Source organism: Psychrobacillus sp. FSL H8-0510 (genome assembly GCF_038008345.1).
GTDB classification, from domain to species: domain Bacteria; phylum Bacillota; class Bacilli; order Bacillales_A; family Planococcaceae; genus Psychrobacillus; species Psychrobacillus psychrotolerans.
Genome location: NZ_JBBOYZ010000001.1, coordinates 3,274,493 through 3,294,175 on the forward strand (window position 1 = coordinate 3,274,493; position 19,683 = coordinate 3,294,175).

The 19,683-nt window shown below is 34.4% G+C and carries 20 protein-coding genes; 4 read left to right on the forward strand and 16 right to left on the reverse strand.

Going from position 1 to position 19,683, the window contains the following annotated elements; all coding sequences use genetic code 11:
- Positions 1-4: 4 nt before the first annotated feature.
- From MHI40_RS16630 to MHI40_RS16655, 6 genes are all read right to left on the reverse strand, one after another.
- Positions 5-1,027 carry a PD-(D/E)XK motif protein gene (locus MHI40_RS16630; RefSeq protein ID WP_340763592.1) on the reverse strand — a complete coding sequence of 341 codons (1,023 nt, stop codon included), beginning with the start codon at positions 1,025-1,027 and terminating at the stop codon, positions 5-7.
- On the reverse strand, positions 1,024-3,690 hold the full coding sequence (locus tag MHI40_RS16635; protein WP_340763593.1) for a Z1 domain-containing protein: 2,667 nt from the start codon (positions 3,688-3,690) through the stop codon (positions 1,024-1,026). The genes MHI40_RS16630 and MHI40_RS16635 overlap by 4 nt, the downstream gene beginning before the upstream one ends.
- Entirely contained in the window at positions 3,690-5,156 is a 1,467-nt protein-coding gene (locus MHI40_RS16640; protein WP_340763594.1) for an ATP-binding protein, read from the reverse strand. The genes MHI40_RS16635 and MHI40_RS16640 overlap by 1 nt, the downstream gene beginning before the upstream one ends.
- A gap of 568 nt (positions 5,157-5,724) precedes the next feature.
- On the reverse strand, positions 5,725-6,147 hold the full coding sequence (locus MHI40_RS16645; protein ID WP_340763595.1) for a hypothetical protein: 423 nt from the start codon (positions 6,145-6,147) through the stop codon (positions 5,725-5,727).
- A 90-nt stretch (positions 6,148-6,237) separates the two neighbouring features.
- Entirely contained in the window at positions 6,238-7,614 is a 1,377-nt protein-coding gene (locus MHI40_RS16650; protein WP_340763596.1) for a M20/M25/M40 family metallo-hydrolase, read from the reverse strand.
- Positions 7,615-7,729: 115 nt separating this feature from the next.
- The gene (locus MHI40_RS16655; protein WP_340763597.1) at positions 7,730-8,740 is read right to left on the reverse strand and encodes a hypothetical protein; all 1,011 of its coding nucleotides are present in this window, start codon (positions 8,738-8,740) and stop codon (positions 7,730-7,732) included.
- Between the two features lie 261 nt (positions 8,741-9,001).
- Between MHI40_RS16655 and MHI40_RS16660 the strand changes: the two genes are divergently transcribed.
- Entirely contained in the window at positions 9,002-9,457 is a 456-nt protein-coding gene (locus MHI40_RS16660) for a staygreen family protein (RefSeq protein WP_340763598.1), read from the forward strand.
- 320 nt (positions 9,458-9,777) lie between these two features.
- Here the strand turns inward: MHI40_RS16660 and MHI40_RS16665 are convergent, their stop codons facing one another.
- Both MHI40_RS16665 and MHI40_RS16670 read right to left on the reverse strand, forming a co-directional pair.
- A complete protein-coding gene (locus MHI40_RS16665; protein ID WP_340763599.1) occupies positions 9,778-10,836 on the reverse strand; it encodes an NERD domain-containing protein in 1,059 nt (352 codons plus the stop codon).
- A 244-nt stretch (positions 10,837-11,080) separates the two neighbouring features.
- Positions 11,081-11,341 carry a hypothetical protein gene (locus tag MHI40_RS16670; protein ID WP_340763600.1) on the reverse strand — a complete coding sequence of 87 codons (261 nt, stop codon included), beginning with the start codon at positions 11,339-11,341 and terminating at the stop codon, positions 11,081-11,083.
- A gap of 298 nt (positions 11,342-11,639) precedes the next feature.
- Here MHI40_RS16670 and MHI40_RS16675 point away from each other — a divergent pair, with 298 nt between their 5' ends.
- On the forward strand, positions 11,640-12,173 hold the full coding sequence (locus MHI40_RS16675) for a dihydrofolate reductase family protein (RefSeq protein WP_340763601.1): 534 nt from the start codon (positions 11,640-11,642) through the stop codon (positions 12,171-12,173).
- A 96-nt stretch (positions 12,174-12,269) separates the two neighbouring features.
- Here the strand turns inward: MHI40_RS16675 and MHI40_RS16680 are convergent, their stop codons facing one another.
- Positions 12,270-12,512, reverse strand: coding sequence for a hypothetical protein (locus MHI40_RS16680; RefSeq protein ID WP_093538349.1), 243 nt, complete (start codon positions 12,510-12,512; stop codon positions 12,270-12,272).
- Between the two features lie 147 nt (positions 12,513-12,659).
- Here MHI40_RS16680 and MHI40_RS16685 point away from each other — a divergent pair, with 147 nt between their 5' ends.
- A complete protein-coding gene (locus MHI40_RS16685) occupies positions 12,660-12,788 on the forward strand; it encodes a hypothetical protein (RefSeq protein WP_340763602.1) in 129 nt (42 codons plus the stop codon).
- A gap of 133 nt (positions 12,789-12,921) precedes the next feature.
- On the opposite strand, the gene MHI40_RS16690 is transcribed toward MHI40_RS16685, so the two are convergent.
- Entirely contained in the window at positions 12,922-13,509 is a 588-nt protein-coding gene (locus MHI40_RS16690) for an NAD(P)H-dependent oxidoreductase (RefSeq protein ID WP_340763603.1), read from the reverse strand.
- A 117-nt stretch (positions 13,510-13,626) separates the two neighbouring features.
- Here MHI40_RS16690 and MHI40_RS16695 point away from each other — a divergent pair, with 117 nt between their 5' ends.
- Positions 13,627-14,070 carry a MarR family winged helix-turn-helix transcriptional regulator gene (locus MHI40_RS16695; RefSeq protein WP_340763604.1) on the forward strand — a complete coding sequence of 148 codons (444 nt, stop codon included), beginning with the start codon at positions 13,627-13,629 and terminating at the stop codon, positions 14,068-14,070.
- Between the two features lie 239 nt (positions 14,071-14,309).
- On the opposite strand, the gene rpsN is transcribed toward MHI40_RS16695, so the two are convergent.
- The 6 genes from rpsN to MHI40_RS16725 all read right to left on the reverse strand — a co-directional run bounded on the left by rpsN (position 14,310) and on the right by MHI40_RS16725 (position 19,679).
- Positions 14,310-14,579, reverse strand: a complete 270-nt coding sequence (rpsN, locus tag MHI40_RS16700) for a 30S ribosomal protein S14 (RefSeq protein WP_340763605.1) — start codon at positions 14,577-14,579, stop codon at positions 14,310-14,312.
- Between the two features lie 54 nt (positions 14,580-14,633).
- A complete protein-coding gene (rpmG, locus tag MHI40_RS16705) occupies positions 14,634-14,783 on the reverse strand; it encodes a 50S ribosomal protein L33 (protein ID WP_340763606.1) in 150 nt (49 codons plus the stop codon).
- On the reverse strand, positions 14,780-15,916 hold the full coding sequence (locus MHI40_RS16710) for a GTP-binding protein (RefSeq protein ID WP_340763607.1): 1,137 nt from the start codon (positions 15,914-15,916) through the stop codon (positions 14,780-14,782). The genes rpmG and MHI40_RS16710 overlap by 4 nt, the downstream gene beginning before the upstream one ends.
- Before the next feature lie 236 nt (positions 15,917-16,152).
- A complete protein-coding gene (locus tag MHI40_RS16715; protein ID WP_340763608.1) occupies positions 16,153-17,187 on the reverse strand; it encodes a Gfo/Idh/MocA family protein in 1,035 nt (344 codons plus the stop codon).
- Positions 17,188-17,197: 10 nt separating this feature from the next.
- Positions 17,198-18,172 carry an ABC transporter permease gene (locus tag MHI40_RS16720; RefSeq protein ID WP_093538241.1) on the reverse strand — a complete coding sequence of 325 codons (975 nt, stop codon included), beginning with the start codon at positions 18,170-18,172 and terminating at the stop codon, positions 17,198-17,200.
- Positions 18,165-19,679, reverse strand: a complete 1,515-nt coding sequence (locus tag MHI40_RS16725; protein WP_340763609.1) for a sugar ABC transporter ATP-binding protein — start codon at positions 19,677-19,679, stop codon at positions 18,165-18,167. Before MHI40_RS16725 ends, MHI40_RS16720 begins: the two co-directional genes overlap by 8 nt.
- Between the last annotated feature and the right edge of the window lie 4 nt (positions 19,680-19,683).

Consider the following 19,683-nt stretch of genomic DNA (forward strand, 5'->3'; position numbering starts at 1 on the left):
CTAATCAACCCTCTTTATTTACACTATATAATTCAGTACTACTAACTTTAAAGGGTTTGCATAAACTTAAATTCAATGTATAAGAAACATTCGTCACACCCGCCGGTAACATATTTGACGTTATACATGGAAAATTTTCTTTGACCGAATAGACTGCCTCATCAGTTTTGACAAAGTACTTATCATCATAGATAGTTTCTACAATACCCAATTCTATTAACTTATTATTAAAATTCGCTAAACTAGCGCTATCTAGTTCACATAATACTTGTCTAATTTCTTCAATTATATCATTTAGTGTTGATCCATTTACATCATTTTCTTCTATTTCAATAACATATAAATAGATAGTCTTAATTAATTCATTCAACTCTAATTGCTTTTCATTAGAAATATGCACTTCTTGACTTCGTAATTTCAAAGATATTGTTTTAACCTCAATACCATAAGAACCCAACGAGAAATCTACACGATTTCCCATCGGACCTTTCCAAGAATCAACAATTCCGCTAGCTGCTAATGGATATCTATTAATCGCTTCATGAATATACGATAACTCCCCGAATAAGCCAATTTGTTGTTCACGGTTTAATTTAGCTTTCCTATCTTTCGTGAAAAATTGGTTCCAACGATCTAAAACCCTATAAATTAGGTTAAATAAACTTGTGCCTTCATTAGTTTCCATATTTTCCACGAGATTTTGAAGTACAGCTTCGAAAATTTCTTCACTACTTTCTACTTTTTGAGAAATAACTAGGAATCTTTTTTTTGAGAAAAAGCCTAATTGTTCAAAGTATTTCACTTCGATGCTCAGACCTTTCCATTTAGGAAAAGCGTCTACATCTTTGTCTCGCCATGTTTCTTGTGTTACATCAATGAACAACTGTTTTTCAGAAGTCTGTACATTAATTCCAATTAGAATATATGGATCATTGTGACTAATAATCTGACTCTGATGTAGTTGATGATTATCGCCACTCTCCATACTCTCAAGTAAATTATTGAAAGCCTCATTAATGTTAATCATAATTTAGCACCTACCGTTTTATTTTGAACATATCTTTTTATATGCCCTTGATTTGTCCGGTCTTCTGTTAATTGAGGAAAAGCTAATGCAATACCAATAGGCACTAAATGTTCATTGAATGCCACATCTAAATCTTTAAATACTGGTACATCTGGATGTAATGGGTAAATAATTAATAATGGATTTGACTGATTTCGTAGGATCTTATGATCAATCCCTTCTACTTTATCTAAATCAATGACAGATTGGTTTGCTGATACAATTGCTCCAATATCAACCACATCTGAAACTTTAGCACCTACACCTGTACCACGAATAGCAGCACCTTCAATCTGAATAGGGCCTAAATCTACTGGATATTTTCCAATCCCTTTTTCGATATTTTTTTTATTATTGATTGTGCTTTTTGTAAAGTCTATTACTACAACATTAAACTTCTCAAAATCACCTTTTTTATTTATCGTTTTAATATGACTAGCTAGCTTCTTACTATCAACAACACGTGCATTAAATGCTGTTCGATAGGTACTTAAGTAATCTACTACATGCTTACTTGCAACATTATAAACAACATGATGAACAGTTGAACCTTCCTTACGTTCAAATTGACCGCCTATTGTTGCTAGAAAGTTCTTAGTTGCTTGCATATTATCTTGGTAAAATGCTTCATTTAATTCGAATGAACGCGTTTGCTGAATTGAACCATTATAATAAGCAGCACTTTCTAAAGTACGTCTCTTACTTGGGCTTGTAATGGTCATAATAGGATGTGATAACATACTAACAGCATACTGTTCTGGAGTTACTTTCATCTTAGCTAACTTAGAAAATTCTTCTCGAAGCTCGATCATAACCTCAGCTAAATGATCAAAATACGATGCGATTGTATCTGTTGTATAAATACGGCATAAATCCATGTATCCACCTCTATATCCGAACCATCGTCCCATTTGCATCAAAGTATCATACATAGAAGTTGAGCGATAATAGTATGAAACTGTTAATCCCTCTAATGTTAAACCACGAGATAATTTATCCCCTCCAATAGCAATAACATTTAATCCACTCTTCTTGTATTTGTTATATTCTAAAGCATGTTCACTCTTCCCATTAATTTCCATAATTTGCACTTTACCAGTTACGCTCTTCAATTCATTTAATACTACGTCCCATGCAAATAATTCAATTTTTTCCTCTTTAATTCCAGCATAAGTTTCCTGGGTCTTTAGGTAATCTTCTAAATACAATTTCTTCAATTGTTCTATATACTTGCTTTCTTTATTTATCGTAATATCTTCTTCCATCTCGGTGTAGAAGGACTGAACTACTTTTTGCATATTCGATTGAATACCTGTATAACGAGAAACATGAATTAACATTGAATTATGTTGTCCTTCATGTTTTCTTAGATTACGAATAGATGTCGAAAGCAAGAACGCTAAAATCGCTTCCCTCATAGTATCAGGGACTTTTACAAATAAATCTGTCTTATCTGATTTGTTAATTTCATCAAATAAACTAGCCTCATCATCACGAATTTTACGTACTAATGGTGCCTTATTATCTTCCTCAAATCCTGTCGTATTAAAATATTCTTCAGGACCGCAGTAAGTAGGTGGTTTAGGTAAAGCTACAATAAAATCTTTTGGATATAAGTCCGTTCCAAATTCTTCATGGTTTGCAGATGAATCGATTAATAGGTTCGCAAATGGCGTTGCTGTATAAGCAACATAAGACTTTCTATTAAAGACATTTAATAAATCACGAATTAAACGGTTGATTGTTTTTGGTTTTTTACTTTTTTTAGGATTTGCTGTATCAACACTCGCTTGGTCAGCTTCATCATCAATAACAAGAACAGGTACATCAGTTTGTCCAAGTTCAACACTTGCCTTTAACTGTTCAACTAATGCCTCTAAAACATCACCATTTTTCTTAGTTACAATTAAAATCGGCTTATCGAGATTTCTCACACCAATAGCATTTTTTAATGAAATATCATTTGTAGCTGTCGTCCAAGTCTCAACTTGAATTCCACCCGACTGAACATTTGCAACGCCTACTTTTTGTTTTGTATCTGGATCCAAAATCCCCACAACTTCTTCTTCTAAACGTACCTGTGTTTGTGCACGTAAATCGTTATTCATTCCAGCTAATACAATCACTACTTTATAGCCGACATCATAAGCCTTATTAATTAAACCAGTAAAATTGGCTGTTTTTCCTGATTGAACATAACCTAATACAAGTCCCCGCACATCAAAGGGTTGGACTTTATTAGGATCACCAATAAGACTTAAAATTTCATCAGTAGATGTATCAATTGATGTGACTGTATCGTATTCCCATTTTTTATGATTTAGTAAATATTGTTTATAGCGATTCCAGTAATAAGTATACATAGGAGGGTTCTCAACGTTGAACCATGGTTCTAATCCAGCTTTTTTAATAACCTCATTTTCCGAAACTGGTATTGCAATTTTATAACGCTGATGAACGATAGCACTAAACCTTTCCAATTCTTCAATAGATAACTTTTCTTCAGGTTTAGTATTATCAATTGCTTTTTCAAATGCATCTTCTATACTATCAGTAAGCGTTTTAAATAATCCCATAAAACCATCAAAAGTTCCTAGTAATTTATCGATTTTCTCTTGATCCATTAATAACTCACGCCCTTTAAAAGAATATTCTTAATAGATTTTACACTAGCAGCCTCAAAACCTGTAGTCATTGAAATAACTTCTGCTAATCGGTCTATGACCGGCGGATTCGGAGATTCCTTTGCCATTTCGCCATAAGAAATGATAAGCTTTTTGAGTGTATCATCAATATCTTTACCATCATTTTTAACCATCTGAGATGTATCTAGAAGATTATTTGGAGATCCTATTTCTACAAATTTCAAGTAACTATTTAATAGTTTACGTGTTGATGTATCTAGATCATTTAGTAACTTTTCTAACATTGGATGTGTACGATTTAATATATAACTACTTCCACGCTCTGTATCTCGAATTTCCCATGTATTTAAAGAGCCCTTAATTTTCGCTTCCTGTTTACCGATACTACCTCTTTGAATCATCATATTTTGTGAAATTTGTCTATAATGTTTTGCAATTTCACGGAGCTTATCCTTGATTTCATCTGGAACAGCTACAAAAGACTTTTTAATATCAATTTTCCAATCAATATCTGAGTCATTTCCAAATTCCACTTTAATTCGTACCAATTGTGACGCTACATCTTTAGGAAACAGGTTAAACCACTCGCCAAAGTTTACTAAGCGTTGTTCACGATAAATGTAGAAACCCTGTTGATCTCGCCAGCCCTTTGTGCCGGCAGCTTCTTCATAATCTTGTTTGTTAAAAGTAGATGGATGTGGCAGAACAAAAGGCGTCACACGAATGCGCTTACCGTTATATCTAATTATTTGAGATTCTCCCTCGTAACGTCTTTCATTACCTTCTAAAAAAGGATTCCATGGAATCAGTTTTCGGTCATTAATTGTAATTACAAGTCCATTTTCAAGTAAAACATGGTAAACCATCTCTAAATATCGTTGTATTTTACGCACCTTACTATTAAAACTTGTTAGTTTAATAACCTTTTCTTCTCCAAATCTACAAAACCGGTCTAACTCATTGATTATAACAATTGTCCCCGATTCCCCTTTTAATTGCTGTTGAAAGCCCTTCAGCTCCTCTGGAACTTGCAGATGTAATTCCCATGCATTTACTTCACTAACATGATCCAAATTCCAAGATCGTTGCGAGATTTCTCCATTCTTCATTGTTAAAACACTTAGCATTTTCCCTAAAGAGAAAGAAGCTGTTTTTAACCCCATTCCATAACGCCCTAGCTCGTTTTCTTTACGAGCTAGACGAGGGTCCTTTGAACCAATGGTCATAGCATTTTGTAAAGACGCTTCATCCATTCCACATCCATTATCGCAAATAGAAATAATTCCATTACCCTCATTATATTCAAAATTTAAATAAACCTCCGTTGCCCCTGCATCTAAGCTATTATCTATAAGGTCTGCAATAGCAGTTTGTGGTCTATAACCTATGTTTCGCAATGACTGAATTAAGGAAGTTGCCAGAGGTTGGGTCTCTATTGTCCGCATTAGTATTCTCTCCCTTTTTGATAATAGTTTAAGAATAACAAAATACTTTATATTACGATAGCGGTCGCCATTGTTCAGGAAAATATTACATAAACTTATCACCCCTAAAATAACTATATCCATAATAAAATGTAATTTTGATGTATTAAGGAAGAAAAACTTGGTTGCCACTATTAAAATCTATAACAAATAAACGATCTTTTGTCAGAATTAACTTTTCTCTAATAGATGTATTCCCTTCTATTTAGATAATGACAAGCTTTATCATTAACAGAATTGGTGGAAAGAAGAGATGACTATTTACCATACGGCTTATTGCTTATCAATCTTTTAAAACGGTTCAAGAAATGGATATGCATGCTGAAAAGCATTTTGATGGTGCATTATAGAGATGAATGAGACGGATCGTGGTTTAGTCTCACTATTAGCTCAATATGCATGTAAATTTCCTGGTGCTATTTATTTGAAAATGGAGACAATTTGTAATGCTACGAATAAATCAGAGGCTTACAATAAGCTCCTTCTATCGGAAAATCCCTTCAATTCTATCCATTGATTTATCAATGAATTATTTAAAATAGACTTCGTCAAAAAGCTTAAAATATAAATCCTCATCATTTGGATACTTGAAATTGGGTACTTGTGTTTCATCATCATGCGGTAGGGACTCCCAATAAGCCCACGAATTATCAATACATGGTTCTATATGCGGAAGATATTGGCCTATTTCTTTTTCACTTAAAACCTGCTGCCCTGCTTCTCCATTCACAGCTACAACAAATCCAGCATATATGCCCCAATCAAACTCAACACGGAACCAAATATCTAAACCTGTTTTTATACCTTCTTTGTGTAAATAACTAATACCAGGATATGTAGAACTTTTAAAATGATAATACTTACTGAGTTTGTTGTGATAATGCCCGCTCCCTGTGTCTAGAATATACTCAAAATTGTTTCTAAAAGAGTGAAGCCCTCTTGAGTTAGTCAAAGTTTGAGGTTCATTTGACTCTAATAAAGGGTAGCTGAGGCTGTTTCATCTTGCTTGTTTTTGTGTTTTACAAAGGGACTCTTCGCTGATTTATTTAGCCATATTACTATCTATATTTTTGCTCACTCTCATCATTCTCGTTGCTGATTCTTTTAGTCTTTGAGCGTTTTCTAGTAATTCCAGTACTAATTCGTATGTTTCATAATTCGCTTTAACATCTAGTTGCTCCTTGTCTGTGTGTTCAAAATTATATCCTGCAGATAGGTTTACGCTTTGTATACCATGACTTGCCCAGATAGCCGTGTCACTTGAACCTCCTGCAGTCGTTTTCCAATGAGACATGCCCGATTGTTTTGCAATTCGTTCCACCCTTTGTCCAAATCGTTCTGTACAAAATGGGGAAATTCCACCTCTGGATGTGACAATGTCTCCGTTGCCACGACGGTCAATGACGAAAGCCATGTCTACATCCCAAAGGAATGTTTCATTTACTTCATATGCACCTACTAATCCAATCTCTTCTTCCACAGTGAAAATATATTTGATAGTTCCCTTAAAATTCTTTTCTGTTACAGATTTAGCGGTAGCTAAGATAACGTTTATACCTGCACGATCGTCTGCTCCCAAAATACCTTCACTAGATCTCCAAATGTTCTCTTCTTTAAGTATTTTTCTATCATGACTTATTTCTTCTACTGTATCTAAATGAGCATTTAATAAAACGGTTGGTCCATTACCAAATCTTTTAGTAGCTAATATGTTGCCATAATGATCAATTGCTATTTTATCCACATACGGTTTAATTTCTTCGATGACATGCTTTCTAATTTGTCCTTCATTGCCACTCGCCCCCGGAATAGATAGAAGTGTTTCCAGTTGTGCTTCGAATTCAATTACACTAATAAATGCATTAGATTCTTCATATCTTTGTGCAGCCTGATCTAATGAAATTTCCGATAATTTTTCTGCAAATGTCGGTAAGTCTTTTCTATTAACACGAAGTCGAGTTTGCCTAATATGATGTTGGTAAGGTAAGTCAATAAAGTCGAAAAGAACATGAGCTTTTTTCCTTCCTTCAGCAGTTTGAAAACCAATACTGGCAGAGTGTTTATCGTGTCCATCGCAAGATATAGCCGTCATACATCCTAGTCGGTTAAGCTGAGTTACCATTCCAGCAATGTACGTATCTAATGTGGCAAATGGTAAGTCGCTCACCTGATAAAGCATTTCTGTTCTACCATCTGTCATTTCTTCTAATTTGTTCACAAAAATCTCTTCTGTAACAAGGATCGAATCAATAAAAAGATCATTTTGAATCATGTAGAATTCTACACCTAACTGTTGCAAGAATAACTTTAAGAATTGACTATTTTCTTCGTTAAGTGCTGTTAGGTCAAATCCTTTCTCTGTTGAAGTTATTTGAAATCCGTAACGTGTGAATAGTGATTGCCATTGTGTGTTTTGCATTTTGCATCTCTCCTTTAGGTTTGTACTCGTAGTATATAAAAAGGACTGTGACACGCTTGTCACAGAACATAAAAACAGCCATTCTATCGAATTAATCCGATAGAATGGCTGTTTTTTAAATATGATGTTCTTCTCCAAGTGCAATAATAAAATCGATTTGCTTTATTTTATATCTTTCTTTACCACGAATAGCATAAATAAGATTTTCGTCATAACCAATCTTAGCAAAGGCTTCGTTCAACAAACGAGCACGTTTTCGATAGTTGACCCAATTTATTTCAGCATCGCCATCTTCACCTTCCACATATTCATTTAATTCATGTAGAGTTAGCGGTAAATCTTCTATACTATTTAAGAGTAACCTTTTTAATGTATTACTAAGTTTTCCACCAAGTTCAAGTTGTTCTCTATTTCCTTTTTTTATAAAAGGGGTATCTGCTAAAAAGCTAAGCAATAATTGATTCTCCGTTAAACTATCTAATATTTCTTCATATTCTTCCTGTGAAAGTCCGTTTTGAGCATCTTTTGTGACAACTATTATATTTGTTTTATTTATTTCATCTTTTAAATTGTCTAACAGATCCTCGATACTAATCCCCTCAACTTCCATATTTAATACACCAGGTTTAAATTCAGCTGCTTCTTTTATTGTTTCTCTTGCCAACTGGGCAGCACAATAACCAATAAAGAGTTTCGCTTTAATAAATTGATCTTCTGTTAGAGGAAAATTAGATTCTCCCCTTTTATGTATTTCTCGAGCATGTTGAAAGTCATTAATAGCTTTTAACCATTCCTTCTTTTTATACTGTAAAAATGCATATCTATAGTGCGCCTCTGGATTTCCTTTATCCATTTTAATAATGTTAAAGTATTGATTTTCCGCAACATTTCTATCTTGAACAATATCTGATTTTGCAAGAAATGCGTTTTCCATTAACTCCCCGATATATTTAAATTTCTCTTCCTCATTAAATATATTTACTTCATATTTTAGTTTATCTATTCTCTTCTCTGTATTTTCTACACGTATATTATTATTTCCCTTTCTGTCTTCTTCTAGCTGTAGTTCTAGTCTTTCTAATAATTCTAAATCTCTCTTTGACGGCTTTCTAGTTATCTTTTCCATTCATTAATTACCTCCCAAGGAATCTATTTATCTCTGACTTGTTGTGTAAGACAAGCACTTTTACTAGGTAATTACTATTCAATTACTGGCTACCGTTCTGCAACTTTTAGTGGTCGTTGAAAAAATATATTGTGGAAATGATTTAGAACTGACCTACTTCTCTGTACTCTTACATTTATTTTTTAAATTCCACGGTTTTTTTTACCAGCCCCACACAAAAGGGCAGCATATACATATAAATAAACGATTGGGGTTAATGGCATGAGTAAGTTCAATTCAGAAAAACTTTCTGTTGAATACAGGGATTGTGTCACCGCTACGGAGCCGATTATTTCTAGAAAATACACACTAACTCATTCTGATGTCACTGGAGAACTATTCTTAACAATTGGAACCCAGTTTGCGTGGGATAAAGTCAATCCTAAAATGAGAGATGAAGTATTAGGTGAATGGGTAACACATGAAAATTGTTTATATTTCAATGTATTTCTATATATCGATCAAGGAGAGTACGACTTAACTACAGCAACAAAACGAGATGAAGTTTTCCGACGCGAACTACCATTTGCTTTAACAGCTATTCGATATGGTGACAGGTTTTTATTCCACCTATACCCAGATCTAAATAATCCCTTAATCATTGTGAACTTTATATCCACTTATCCTCCACTTGCTAAACAAGAGGTTTGGCAGACTTTCAACAGTTTCACAACTTAATTTTCATATAAAATTGGAAAAGGTTGAAATATACGAAGCTGTTTTCTTCTTCATCCCTTACTTCCGTACGAAGAAAACAGTTCCTCTGACCTTTAGTAATTATTTTTCAATAAGTATTGCTCTTTAATTTGTCTACCTCGCTATTTTTCCTTTTCTACTGGACTGCACAAACTTACCTTTATACCATTTCTAAATTAGTAGCGAGGGTAAGACTCATATATCTATCTCGGTGTAGGTCCCTCGGTTATACATAATAAGCCAGAGTGTTGCATTAATCCTCCAATAGTTGTAAAGCTTCAATTGTTAAATCTAATTGACTTTCAATCTTTCGAACCATGTCTCTGAATAACTTCAATTATTTCACTCCCAAATTCCTCTATCTTTTTATCACCAATACCTCTTATTGTTGATAGTTCTATCAAAGTAGTAGGTTGTTTTGAAACAATTTCGTCTAGAGTCTGATTTGAAAATATATGAAATGCTTTCATACCTAAAGCTGTTGCTTTGTTTTTTCTAAATTTTCTTAACGCCTCTTCTAGCCCTGATACAGTCGGAGAATTTTCTACTAGTGTAGTTTCCATAGCTTCTACTGTTTCACCTAATAGTTTCATTTCTACTGTATCCTCGGTCTTTTCTATTTCATTTTCGATGTGAGACTCCATTAGAAAATTACTTATATCAGACATACGATTATCTAAAATTTGAACAGGTGAAGGTTTCTTTAATTCCTTTGATATGTATCCGACTAATCCATCTACACGTACAATTCTATCTTGTATATTCTCTTTTGCTTTTTTCAAGTCTAGTATTGTTTTGTTATTAGTAAACACAACTACTTGTTTAATAGGCGTCTTGTCCCCTATTACCCCATGCTCCTTCAATAAGGTTCGTAATACTTCTGTTTGTCTTTCTATTTGGCGTATTGGGCTGTAAAATCCTTCTTGAAAAACTACCTTTTCCCCCTTCATGACATTCCGTATAAAATCTCCCTGTTCTGTTACATGAATGTTCCCGTAGTAATTTTTCACTTCGACAACGAGTATAAATTTTCGTGTTATAACAATAAAGTCAATTTGGGCTTTCCATTCACCATGTTCCAAGTAAAGATCATGCAAAACATGAATAGGAATAAATGCGTTCATTAGCTCAAATTGAACACTTTTTTCACCGGATAATCCTAATTCAAAGATTTTAATTTTATTTACTAAGTCTTTTTGAGCTTCAGATGACTTCTCTTTTTCCAAATCAATTTGCATTTTATCGATTGTTTTTTGAGCAGTTCTACCTTCTTTTATAAGAACCGGTACTTTTAGTTCTTCCTTATCCTTTAAAGCTAATTTCACTCTTTCTAAAAATGACTTCTTAGCAAATCCCGTCACTTTAATCTCTCCTCAAAATACCTATTTTTCGAATATAGTTTCCTCTTAGCTAATTCTAATTACCTTCATAATATCACAATATTTAACTATTTTAACTGACTTTATTTTTAACACAGGAAGCCATTAACTCATGACTGTGAAAATTGCTTTGATTAAATTTCTTCTAATTTTATCCCAATAGAAAAAAACACTCTTCGTATTAGGTATTGTCTGTACCTAACGAAAAGTGTTTTATTTCATCCTATTAATTTCCGCCACGTTCATCCACATGATGATCATTTTGGCCATCTTTCACTTGAAGTTCTTCTTTCTGTTGGTCACTTAACTCATTAGGCTTTCCTTGCTCCACAGTTAGATCTTCTTGATTGGAGTTATCCTTTTCATGATTAGACTCTTTTTTCATCACATTCACCTTCCAATTTTTCTTCTTAATATTTCTTTTCCCTAAAAAATTCACTTCTAACATTTTTCTTTTAAAACTTAAGGATTCAACTATTTCTCCCATAAAAAAATCACCTTTTTACGTAAGCTTATATCTGTCCAGTTAATCTTTACCTATCATGTAGGATGAAAATTTAAAGAGACAAGTTTAAAAGGATAATTTCCAGAAAGTATTGTATGATGGGACTAAAATATGCTCCCTGTGTAACACACAACTTCAACACTACTTGGAATTGTTTCTGAGTTGTATCTTACACAGGGTACCTTTATATTTCTTTTATAAAAGAGCCATGACCAGAATTCTCTTATCTTCGACCTGTTTGATCCAGGTCTTTCTAGAAATCTAACTAAAGGAGTTTATTATGATTAATAAAAGAAAAATTGTATTGTTCATTGCCACAAGCTTAGACGGGTATATTGCCACAGAGGATGACTCTTTAGAGTGGTTATTTAAGGTGGAAGGTGAAGGTGATAATGGATATTCTGAATTCTATGACACAGTAGATACTGTAATAATGGGTAGACGCACATACGACTGGCTTCTCGAACAAGAATCAGAAAGCTTCCCTTATGAAGGTAAGGAATGCTATGTTTTCTCTAGAACCGTTAGTAAGGATAATGAGAACGTTAAATTCTTTAGTGAAAATGTAGTCGACTTTACGAATCAATTAAAAAATAAAGAAGGAAAAAATATTTGGGTAATGGGCGGAGGAGATTTAATCCACTCATTCATTAACGATAAATTAGTGGATGAAATGATTATTACAGTGTCCCCAGTTCTAATCGGAAAAGGAATTCCCTTGTTTAAAGAAGTGGATTTTGAGACGGAGCTTACTCTAAAGAGTATTAATCGTTTTAACCAATTTGCTGAGCTTCATTATGAAGTGAAAAGATAAGATACGCTCATGCGTCTTGTCCTTTTAAGGTTTCCTACTGTTTGTTCTAAACCACCATATTACTAAGCTCCTGAACCAATTCCCAATAAAAAAGCATCAGATTTTATCAATCCCTGATGCTTTTTTCGTTTTATCTATTCGGTGATATTCTGCTATTTGAGTCACTCGAACTCTCCTCGTATTTAGTTCATGATATATCTCTCTGCTATCTGTAAATGAAATATATCCATCCCGCTCATTTTGAATTAGTTCTTCCACTTTTTCTTGGGACTCGGCATAGATGAACCTTCTAATATAATGATCTTCATCAAAAAAGTACGTAACTTTGAATTCTTTCACGTCTACTATCTCCTGTTCTAAAAAATCCATGATTATTTTTTCAAAATTAATAGCTTCGATACTTACTATAATTTTCTATAGTATAACTAAGTTTTTTCACACTTAAACTTCTCTTATTTCTTTGAAAAACTGGAGGTGAAATTTTGAATGGATAAATTTAAAAAGGATTATCAAGTTAAAGAGTTAACCGGGGGTATTGCAGCATGGCAAGCAATGAACTTTCCAGTTTCAGCACTAGCCCAAGATGGCAGATTAACTGACAATTGCGGATGTTAAGTGAAGTTTTGATTGGAGTCGCTTCTCAAGATTATGTGATGAATATGGTTTATGGTAGATGTTAAAGGAGATTAGAGTGTTCTAATCTCCTTTAACTTCTTTAGACTTTCTCGGTTAAAAAGGTTTTGGATTCTTAGTGCTCTATCTTTTTAAAATAATTATAGACTTTTTCTAACTTTTTCTTTTGATTTCCCTTTGGACTTTCCATATTTCCAAACTCAAAGAACTTAACTTTCTTGATACCTACAAAATTAAATAAGGCTCTTTTCATTAGAATTTTGTGGGCATTGTTTAACCAAAGAAATGGATAGTTAGCTGGCCCCTTCATGGTAGACACACATACCACGGACTTCCCTTTCAATAGTCCTTCCGGGAAAAGTCCCTTCTTATCTTTATAGGCAAAATTAGAAGAAAATAATTGATCTACATACCCTAATAGCATTGCGGGTGGTCTTCCCCACCAAATCGGATAGATAAAAACAATCTTGTCAGCCCACATAAATTGTTCCCTATATTTTTCAAGACTAGGATCAGTATGCATATCACGTCTTCGCTTTTGTTCATTGAACACTAGAAGTGGATTAAATTTTTCTTCATATAAATCTAAAACTTGTAAGTCCTTTACCTTGGGGTTTTCGTTACTTCCCATAATTACATTTTGTAAAAAAGTATAGTTTAAGCTATTGTGGTTTGGATATGTGTAAATTAGTAGCAACTTCATAACGCACCTCTTTATTATCATTTGATAACTAAATAATAACATGTGATATTTTAATTATCAAATGATAATTGTTTTTTGACAATATCTTTGTTACCTTGTCTATAAGAGGTGAGGAAAATGGACAAAAATGCTCTTTTTTATAAATTAGTATCATTTACATCTTCTGTTCATCGAGTAACACAGGAATTGACAAAAAACGCAAAGTCAGATTCAATCTCGCAGGTTCAATATAACATTCTCGAATATATTTCAGTTAGTCAACCTGTGACTCCAAGTGAAATTAACGATTGCCAAAACATGTCAATGCCGAACACAAGTCGTGAGCTAAGCAAGTTAAGTAAGAAAAATTTAATCGAGAAATTAAATGATACCGAAGATCGACGAAAACAATATATTCGTCTTTCGAGTGATGGAGAAGCCATGATGAACGAAGCTTTTGCAACTATAGAATCTCGTTTTCTAAAGCGAATAGAAAATGCTTCAATAGAAGATTTAGATGATATTGAACGTGCACTAGAAATTCTTCAGGCGAAACTATTTTATTCATCGGACAAGAGTTAACAAGGGATTAAATAAATTTTTAGTGAAAATGAGATCAATATTGATCTCATTTTTTGTTGATCTTCTCCATTTAGCAGAATTAATTCATTCTACTTTTTTACATTACATTGTTTACTGATTTAGTTGTTAACCTCTCCAATCGATTCCATCTATTAGGTAACTCCGTTTCTTTTCTTCCCAGATTTAATTCTTCAATTCTCAACGAAAAATTTATTATTCGTTAATTCACTTTAACTTGATTACCAACTTGCTTTTTTAACACCAGGGATCTGCCCTTTGTGTGCTAGCTCTCGGAAAGCAATACGTGACATATTAAATTTGCGCATATATCCTCTCGGTCTGCCGGTCAATTCACAGCGGTTTTTCAACCGTGATGGAGAAGAATCCCTGGGTAACTTGCTTAACGCCCTGTAATCCCCTTTATCTTTTAATTCTTTACGTAGTTCCGCATAAAGAGCAACCATTTTCTGCTGCTTTTTATCTTTTGCTACTTTCGATTTTTTCGCCATTTAAATCCCTCTATATATCGTAATCATTACGCTTTAAAATCACGCAAAAAATTTTCACTTCGTTTCTCTGTGAATCGTTACCTTCTGAAGTCTTGGGCAGTATTTCTTCAATTCAATACGCTCTGGATTGTTCCGTTTGTTTTTGGTCGTTATGTAATTACGATCGCCTGTCTCTGTGCAGGCCAATGTGATATTCACTCTCATCTTATTTCCTCCTCTTTCATCTGTATTTCAAATGCAGGTAGTGGATCTGAAAAACTACTCCAATCCTGTACATACTCATGTTCTTTTAGCAGGCATTGGTTTAAGTCAGCTGTGATTTGTTGCTGGTCCATATCAATCCCGATAAAAACCAGTTCTGTCATCTTGATGCCATAGTCCATATCCCACTTTCCAGCTCCCTCTATACCAAGTGATGGACCTGCCTGAGAAAGTAATACTGCCGTATCATCCCGAGTTGCTAACCATAGAAATCCTTTAGCTCGTATTACTTCAACCGGCCATTCCATAATCCAACTCATTAGTCGCTCTGGATGAAAAGGTCTTTGACTTCGATAAACAAAAGATGCAATACCATACTCCTCGGTTTCAGGCACATGTTCTTCGTTTAACTCTTTAATCCACCCGGCACCTTGACTAGACTTTTCAAAATCGAATAGACCTGTATTCAACACTTCGTTTAAAGCAAGATTCGCGTCTACTGTCACTTTGATTTTCGCATCTGGATTCAAACTTTTAAGAACAGCCTTCAACTCACCAATTGTCTCTTCATCAACTAAATCAGCCTTATTTAAAACTAGCACGTTGGCAAATTCAATCTGATCAATAAGTAAATCGGCTATTTCCCGTACATCGTCATCAGACACTGCTTCTTTACGGTCCAGCAACGTTTCTCCAGATGAAAAATTCTGCCAAAATCCATTTGCATCTATAACTGTTACCATAGTATCAAGTCTACAAAACTTTGATAAATCGATGCCCAGACTATCATCAATATAAGTGAATGTCTGAGCTACCGGAACGGGCTCACTAATCCCAGAAGACTCAATTACAATATAGTCAATTTCTCCAAGTTGAGCCAACTTCTCCACTTCTACGATTAAATCTTCCCTAAGCGTGCAACAAATACACCCATTCTGGAGTTCAACGAGCTTTTCTTCCGTTCGCAAAAAACCACCTTGCTTTACCAAAGAAGCATCAACGTTCACTTCGCTCATATCATTTACAATGACCGCCACTTTAAGCCCTTTACGATTTTGTAAAATATGATTAAGTAAAGTTGTTTTTCCTGAACCCAAGTATCCACTTAATATTGTTACAGGTATTCTATTCTCCATTTTTCCCCCTGACCATTCAACGCTACTGATTGAATTCATAAATAGTAACGATTACGATTTAAATGATATATTGTTTCCAAATAAACTGCAAGTATTATTATCAAACTTAAAAAGCTGACTAAGAGTTTCTTCGTGATTTCAGCAAGGAGTTACCGAAAAGCAATAGATAAAAGCCATTTTCTATTCAATCAGAAAACGGCTTTGTCTATTGTAAATTTTTCAATTTGAACCTTATTTCATATAGTTACAACCGTATTCGTTTCAGCTGCTTCTATAATACCTAAAATAACTTTTAGAGCAAGAAGTGCATCTTCTCCAGTAACAAGCGGAGTCTGATCCATACGGATGCTTTCGATAAAGGCATCGATTACCCCACTGTTTGTTTGGTTGTTATTCGTTTGGATATTCTCTAGTTGGTATTGTACCTTCTCTCCATCTTTCGTAATCACTTCTAATTGGTGCTGATCACTATGATAGATTTTCACAATACCTTTTTCACAGTAGATAATAGTGCTATTATCTTCTTCTCCATAATACGTCCAAGAGAATGCAGCAGTACCTATACGTCCTTTTTTCGTTTTTAAACTACATACGATATTATCGCATACTTCTATCGGTTCGTTGTTTTCATCCACTTTGTCTAGTGCCCCCTGGAAGGCACTTACCTGTTCCATTTCATCATCTAATAAATAATGTAATAAATCTATCTTATGGATTCCTAAATCTCCAGCAACACCTAGGCCCGAACGCTCCTTTTGAAAAAACCAGGTGGAGTTAGATTTATTAATACCCCATTGTTCTGGTCCTGAGTGTCCAAATGTCGTTCTGAAAGTCAGCACTTTACCAAGCTCTTTACTTTGTATGATTTCTTTTGCCTTTTGATGCGCACGAGTAAAACGTTGATTGTGATCTACCATAAACTTTTTCCCGGATTTCTTTTGGGCATCCAGTATTTCTTTTGCATGTTCAATCGTAAGAGAGATTGGTTTTTCACACAGAACGTGCTTCCCGTTCAATAGTGCTTTTGTTGAAAATATATGATGAGATTCATTCGAAGAACAATCACTAATTACTTGAATCATGGGATCTGTTAATAATTTATCCGCATCCTGTTCGACTGTTCCACCAAACATGTCCGCTAATGCCTCTGCTCGCTCAGGATTTCGATCATAAAAAACGATTTCGTCCACGAATGGATTTGCTTTATATTCTGGTGCATGGCGCAATTTAGTAATCGACCCACATCCAATAATACCTACCTTTATCCCCATATGATTACTCCTACTCTCTTTTTTGGAATACTACAGCAATAATTATGATTAGTCCTTTTACAAACCCTTGTAGGTACGGAGATACGTTCATTAAATTCATCATATTATTCAGAATACCTAAAATCAGTACTCCGAAAAGTGTACCAATAATCTTACCACGACCACCTGTCATTCTAGTACCACCTATTATAACGGCAGCAATCGCATCTAGCTCATATTGAACTCCTGAACTTGAAGATGAAATAGAATTTAAGCGTGACGTTTCAATGATAGCTGCTACACTTACTAATAATCCCGCCAAACTATAAACAGCAATTTTTATACGGTCAACCCGAATTGCGGAAAGCATAGCAGCTTTTTCATTACTTCCAAGTGCATACACATATCTTCCAAATCTCGTTTTGTGCATCAAAATATAAACCAATGCAGTCATAGCGAAGAAAATAATGACGGGATAATCAAATATCCATAAATCATTATTCGCGATGGCAGTAAACCCCTTCACTTCTCCTGAAACGCTTCCACCCTCTGCAATATACAACGCAATGGAGCGCGCTGCTGCCATCATACCTAATGTAGCGATAAAGGAGGCAATCCTTCCTTTTGCAACCATTAATCCATTCAAGAATCCTGCAAAGGAACCAACTACTAATGCAGTAAAAATTCCAATCAATATACTCCCTGAAGCATTTAACGCTAAAACAGTCATGACACCAACTAACGCTAACACTGATCCAACCGACAAGTCGATACCACCTGACAGCATAACGACTGTCATACCTAACGCTACAATTCCAATAATAGAAACCTGCATTAGTATATTGAGCTGGTTATTAATATCAAGGAATCTTGGGTTCATAATAGAAGATGCGATAAAAATAATAATGAATGCAATTATGACACTGTATTCGGACCACAGCCATGTAAGACGACTTTTTGCATTTGAAACTTGCGGGTTATACTCTTTTACGTTTGTATTAGCCAATTTTAGCGGCCTCCCTTTTTGAGCCGGTTGCATAAATCATAATTTCTTCTTCCGTCGCTTCTTCACCTTTAAATCGTGCGGTTATTTCTCCTTGGTACATCACATTAATTGTATGACAAATTCTCATTACTTCTGGTGCCTCTGAGGACAATATAATCACCGATTTGCCTTGCTCAGCTAATGCTACGATTTGTTGATAAATCTCCTGCTTCGCTCCAACGTCAATGCCCTGGGTAGGGTTATCAAAGATTAGAATATCTGCTCCGACTTCAAGCCATTTGGCGATGATGACTTTTTGCTGATTACCACCACTTAACTTATCAATTGTGATACTTGGATTGTGTACTTTGATGTTCAACAGCTCTTTATAATACTGAAATTTTTCCCTTTCGATATTATCTTGAATAAATCCTGATTTCTCAAAATTTCCAATGGATGATAAACTCATATTATGAATCACACTTAAGTCTTTAATAATCGCATTTTCTTTGCGATCCTTTGGAACCAGACCTATACCGGCTTCGACCGCTTTTCGAGGATGATCTATTTTTATCAGCTGGTCATTGATTTTTATTTCACCAGTGTATTTTTTACGATATCCAAATAAACTTTCAAAAAGCTCTGTCCTTCCGTCTCCCGCCAAACCAGTAAACCCTACTATTTCTCCTTTTTTCACTTTAAAATGAATGTTCTTAAATAATCCTAGACTTGTTAAATTATTCACTTCTAACATTACTTGGCCAAATGAATGTTCATGTACAAAACGATTTTGAGAAATCGACTTACCAACCATTAGCTTAGTAATTGTATCTAGGTCTTCTTGTTCGACATTACCACTTTTAATCATTTCCCCGTCACGTAATACGGTATAACGATCACATACTTCCTTGATTTCCTTCAGTTTGTGGGAAATATAAATAATCGAAATTCCTGATTTCTTTAAGTTCTTCATTAACTCAAATAATCGATTCACTTCATGTTCAGCTAATGAGGTTGTAGGTTCATCCATAATAATAACGGTAGATTTATGAAGCAGTGCCTTAGAAATTTCTATCAACTGTTTATAGGAGGTTGCTAAATTTCTTACGTATTCCTTCGGGTCTATGTCCACTCCAAGCCTAGCTAATATTTCATGTGTTTGCCTACACATCTCTTCTACTTTTAAAAATCCTACTTTGTTTCGAAGTTCGGAACCTAAAAACATATTTTCATAAACTTTGAGATCAGATACCATGTTTAGTTCTTGATGGATAAAGCTAATCCCTTGCTCCTGAGATATCCTTGGATTGGTCATCTTGACTTCTTTTTCGTTTATGTAAATAGAGCCACTATCCGGCTGATGAACTCCCCCTAGAATATTCATTAAAGTAGATTTCCCGGCACCATTTTCACCTAACAATGCATGAATCTCTCCTTTTTCAATTTGAAGATTCACGTTTTTTAAAACAGGTACACCATTAAATGACTTCTTCACGTTCTCCATAGTTATATAAAGATTTTGAGTCATGGTA

Excerpts from the sequence above, each read along its gene's own strand:
- MHI40_RS16725 (WP_340763609.1), bottom strand. The coding sequence starts at position 19,679 with ATGACTCAAAATCTTTATATAACTATGGAGAACGTGAAGAAGTCATTT.
- MHI40_RS16670 (WP_340763600.1), bottom strand. The coding sequence starts at position 11,341 with ATGGGAGAAATAGTTGAATCCTTAAGTTTTAAAAGAAAAATGTTAGAA.
- rpmG (WP_340763606.1), bottom strand. The coding sequence starts at position 14,783 with ATGAGAGTGAATATCACATTGGCCTGCACAGAGACAGGCGATCGTAAT.
- rpsN (WP_340763605.1), bottom strand. The coding sequence starts at position 14,579 with ATGGCGAAAAAATCGAAAGTAGCAAAAGATAAAAAGCAGCAGAAAATG.
- MHI40_RS16630 (WP_340763592.1), bottom strand. The coding sequence starts at position 1,027 with ATGATTAACATTAATGAGGCTTTCAATAATTTACTTGAGAGTATGGAG.
- MHI40_RS16695 (WP_340763604.1), top strand. The coding sequence starts at position 13,627 with ATGGACAAAAATGCTCTTTTTTATAAATTAGTATCATTTACATCTTCT.
- MHI40_RS16655 (WP_340763597.1), bottom strand. The coding sequence starts at position 8,740 with ATGGAAAAGATAACTAGAAAGCCGTCAAAGAGAGATTTAGAATTATTA.
- MHI40_RS16715 (WP_340763608.1), bottom strand. The coding sequence starts at position 17,187 with ATGGGGATAAAGGTAGGTATTATTGGATGTGGGTCGATTACTAAATTG.
- MHI40_RS16690 (WP_340763603.1), bottom strand. The coding sequence starts at position 13,509 with ATGAAGTTGCTACTAATTTACACATATCCAAACCACAATAGCTTAAAC.
- MHI40_RS16635 (WP_340763593.1), bottom strand. The coding sequence starts at position 3,690 with ATGGATCAAGAGAAAATCGATAAATTACTAGGAACTTTTGATGGTTTT.
- MHI40_RS16685 (WP_340763602.1), top strand. The coding sequence starts at position 12,660 with ATGGATAAATTTAAAAAGGATTATCAAGTTAAAGAGTTAACCGGGGGT.
- MHI40_RS16710 (WP_340763607.1), bottom strand. The coding sequence starts at position 15,916 with ATGGAGAATAGAATACCTGTAACAATATTAAGTGGATACTTGGGTTCA.
- MHI40_RS16675 (WP_340763601.1), top strand. The coding sequence starts at position 11,640 with ATGATTAATAAAAGAAAAATTGTATTGTTCATTGCCACAAGCTTAGAC.
- MHI40_RS16640 (WP_340763594.1), bottom strand. The coding sequence starts at position 5,156 with ATGCGGACAATAGAGACCCAACCTCTGGCAACTTCCTTAATTCAGTCA.
- MHI40_RS16660 (WP_340763598.1), top strand. The coding sequence starts at position 9,002 with ATGAGTAAGTTCAATTCAGAAAAACTTTCTGTTGAATACAGGGATTGT.
- MHI40_RS16650 (WP_340763596.1), bottom strand. The coding sequence starts at position 7,614 with ATGCAAAACACACAATGGCAATCACTATTCACACGTTACGGATTTCAA.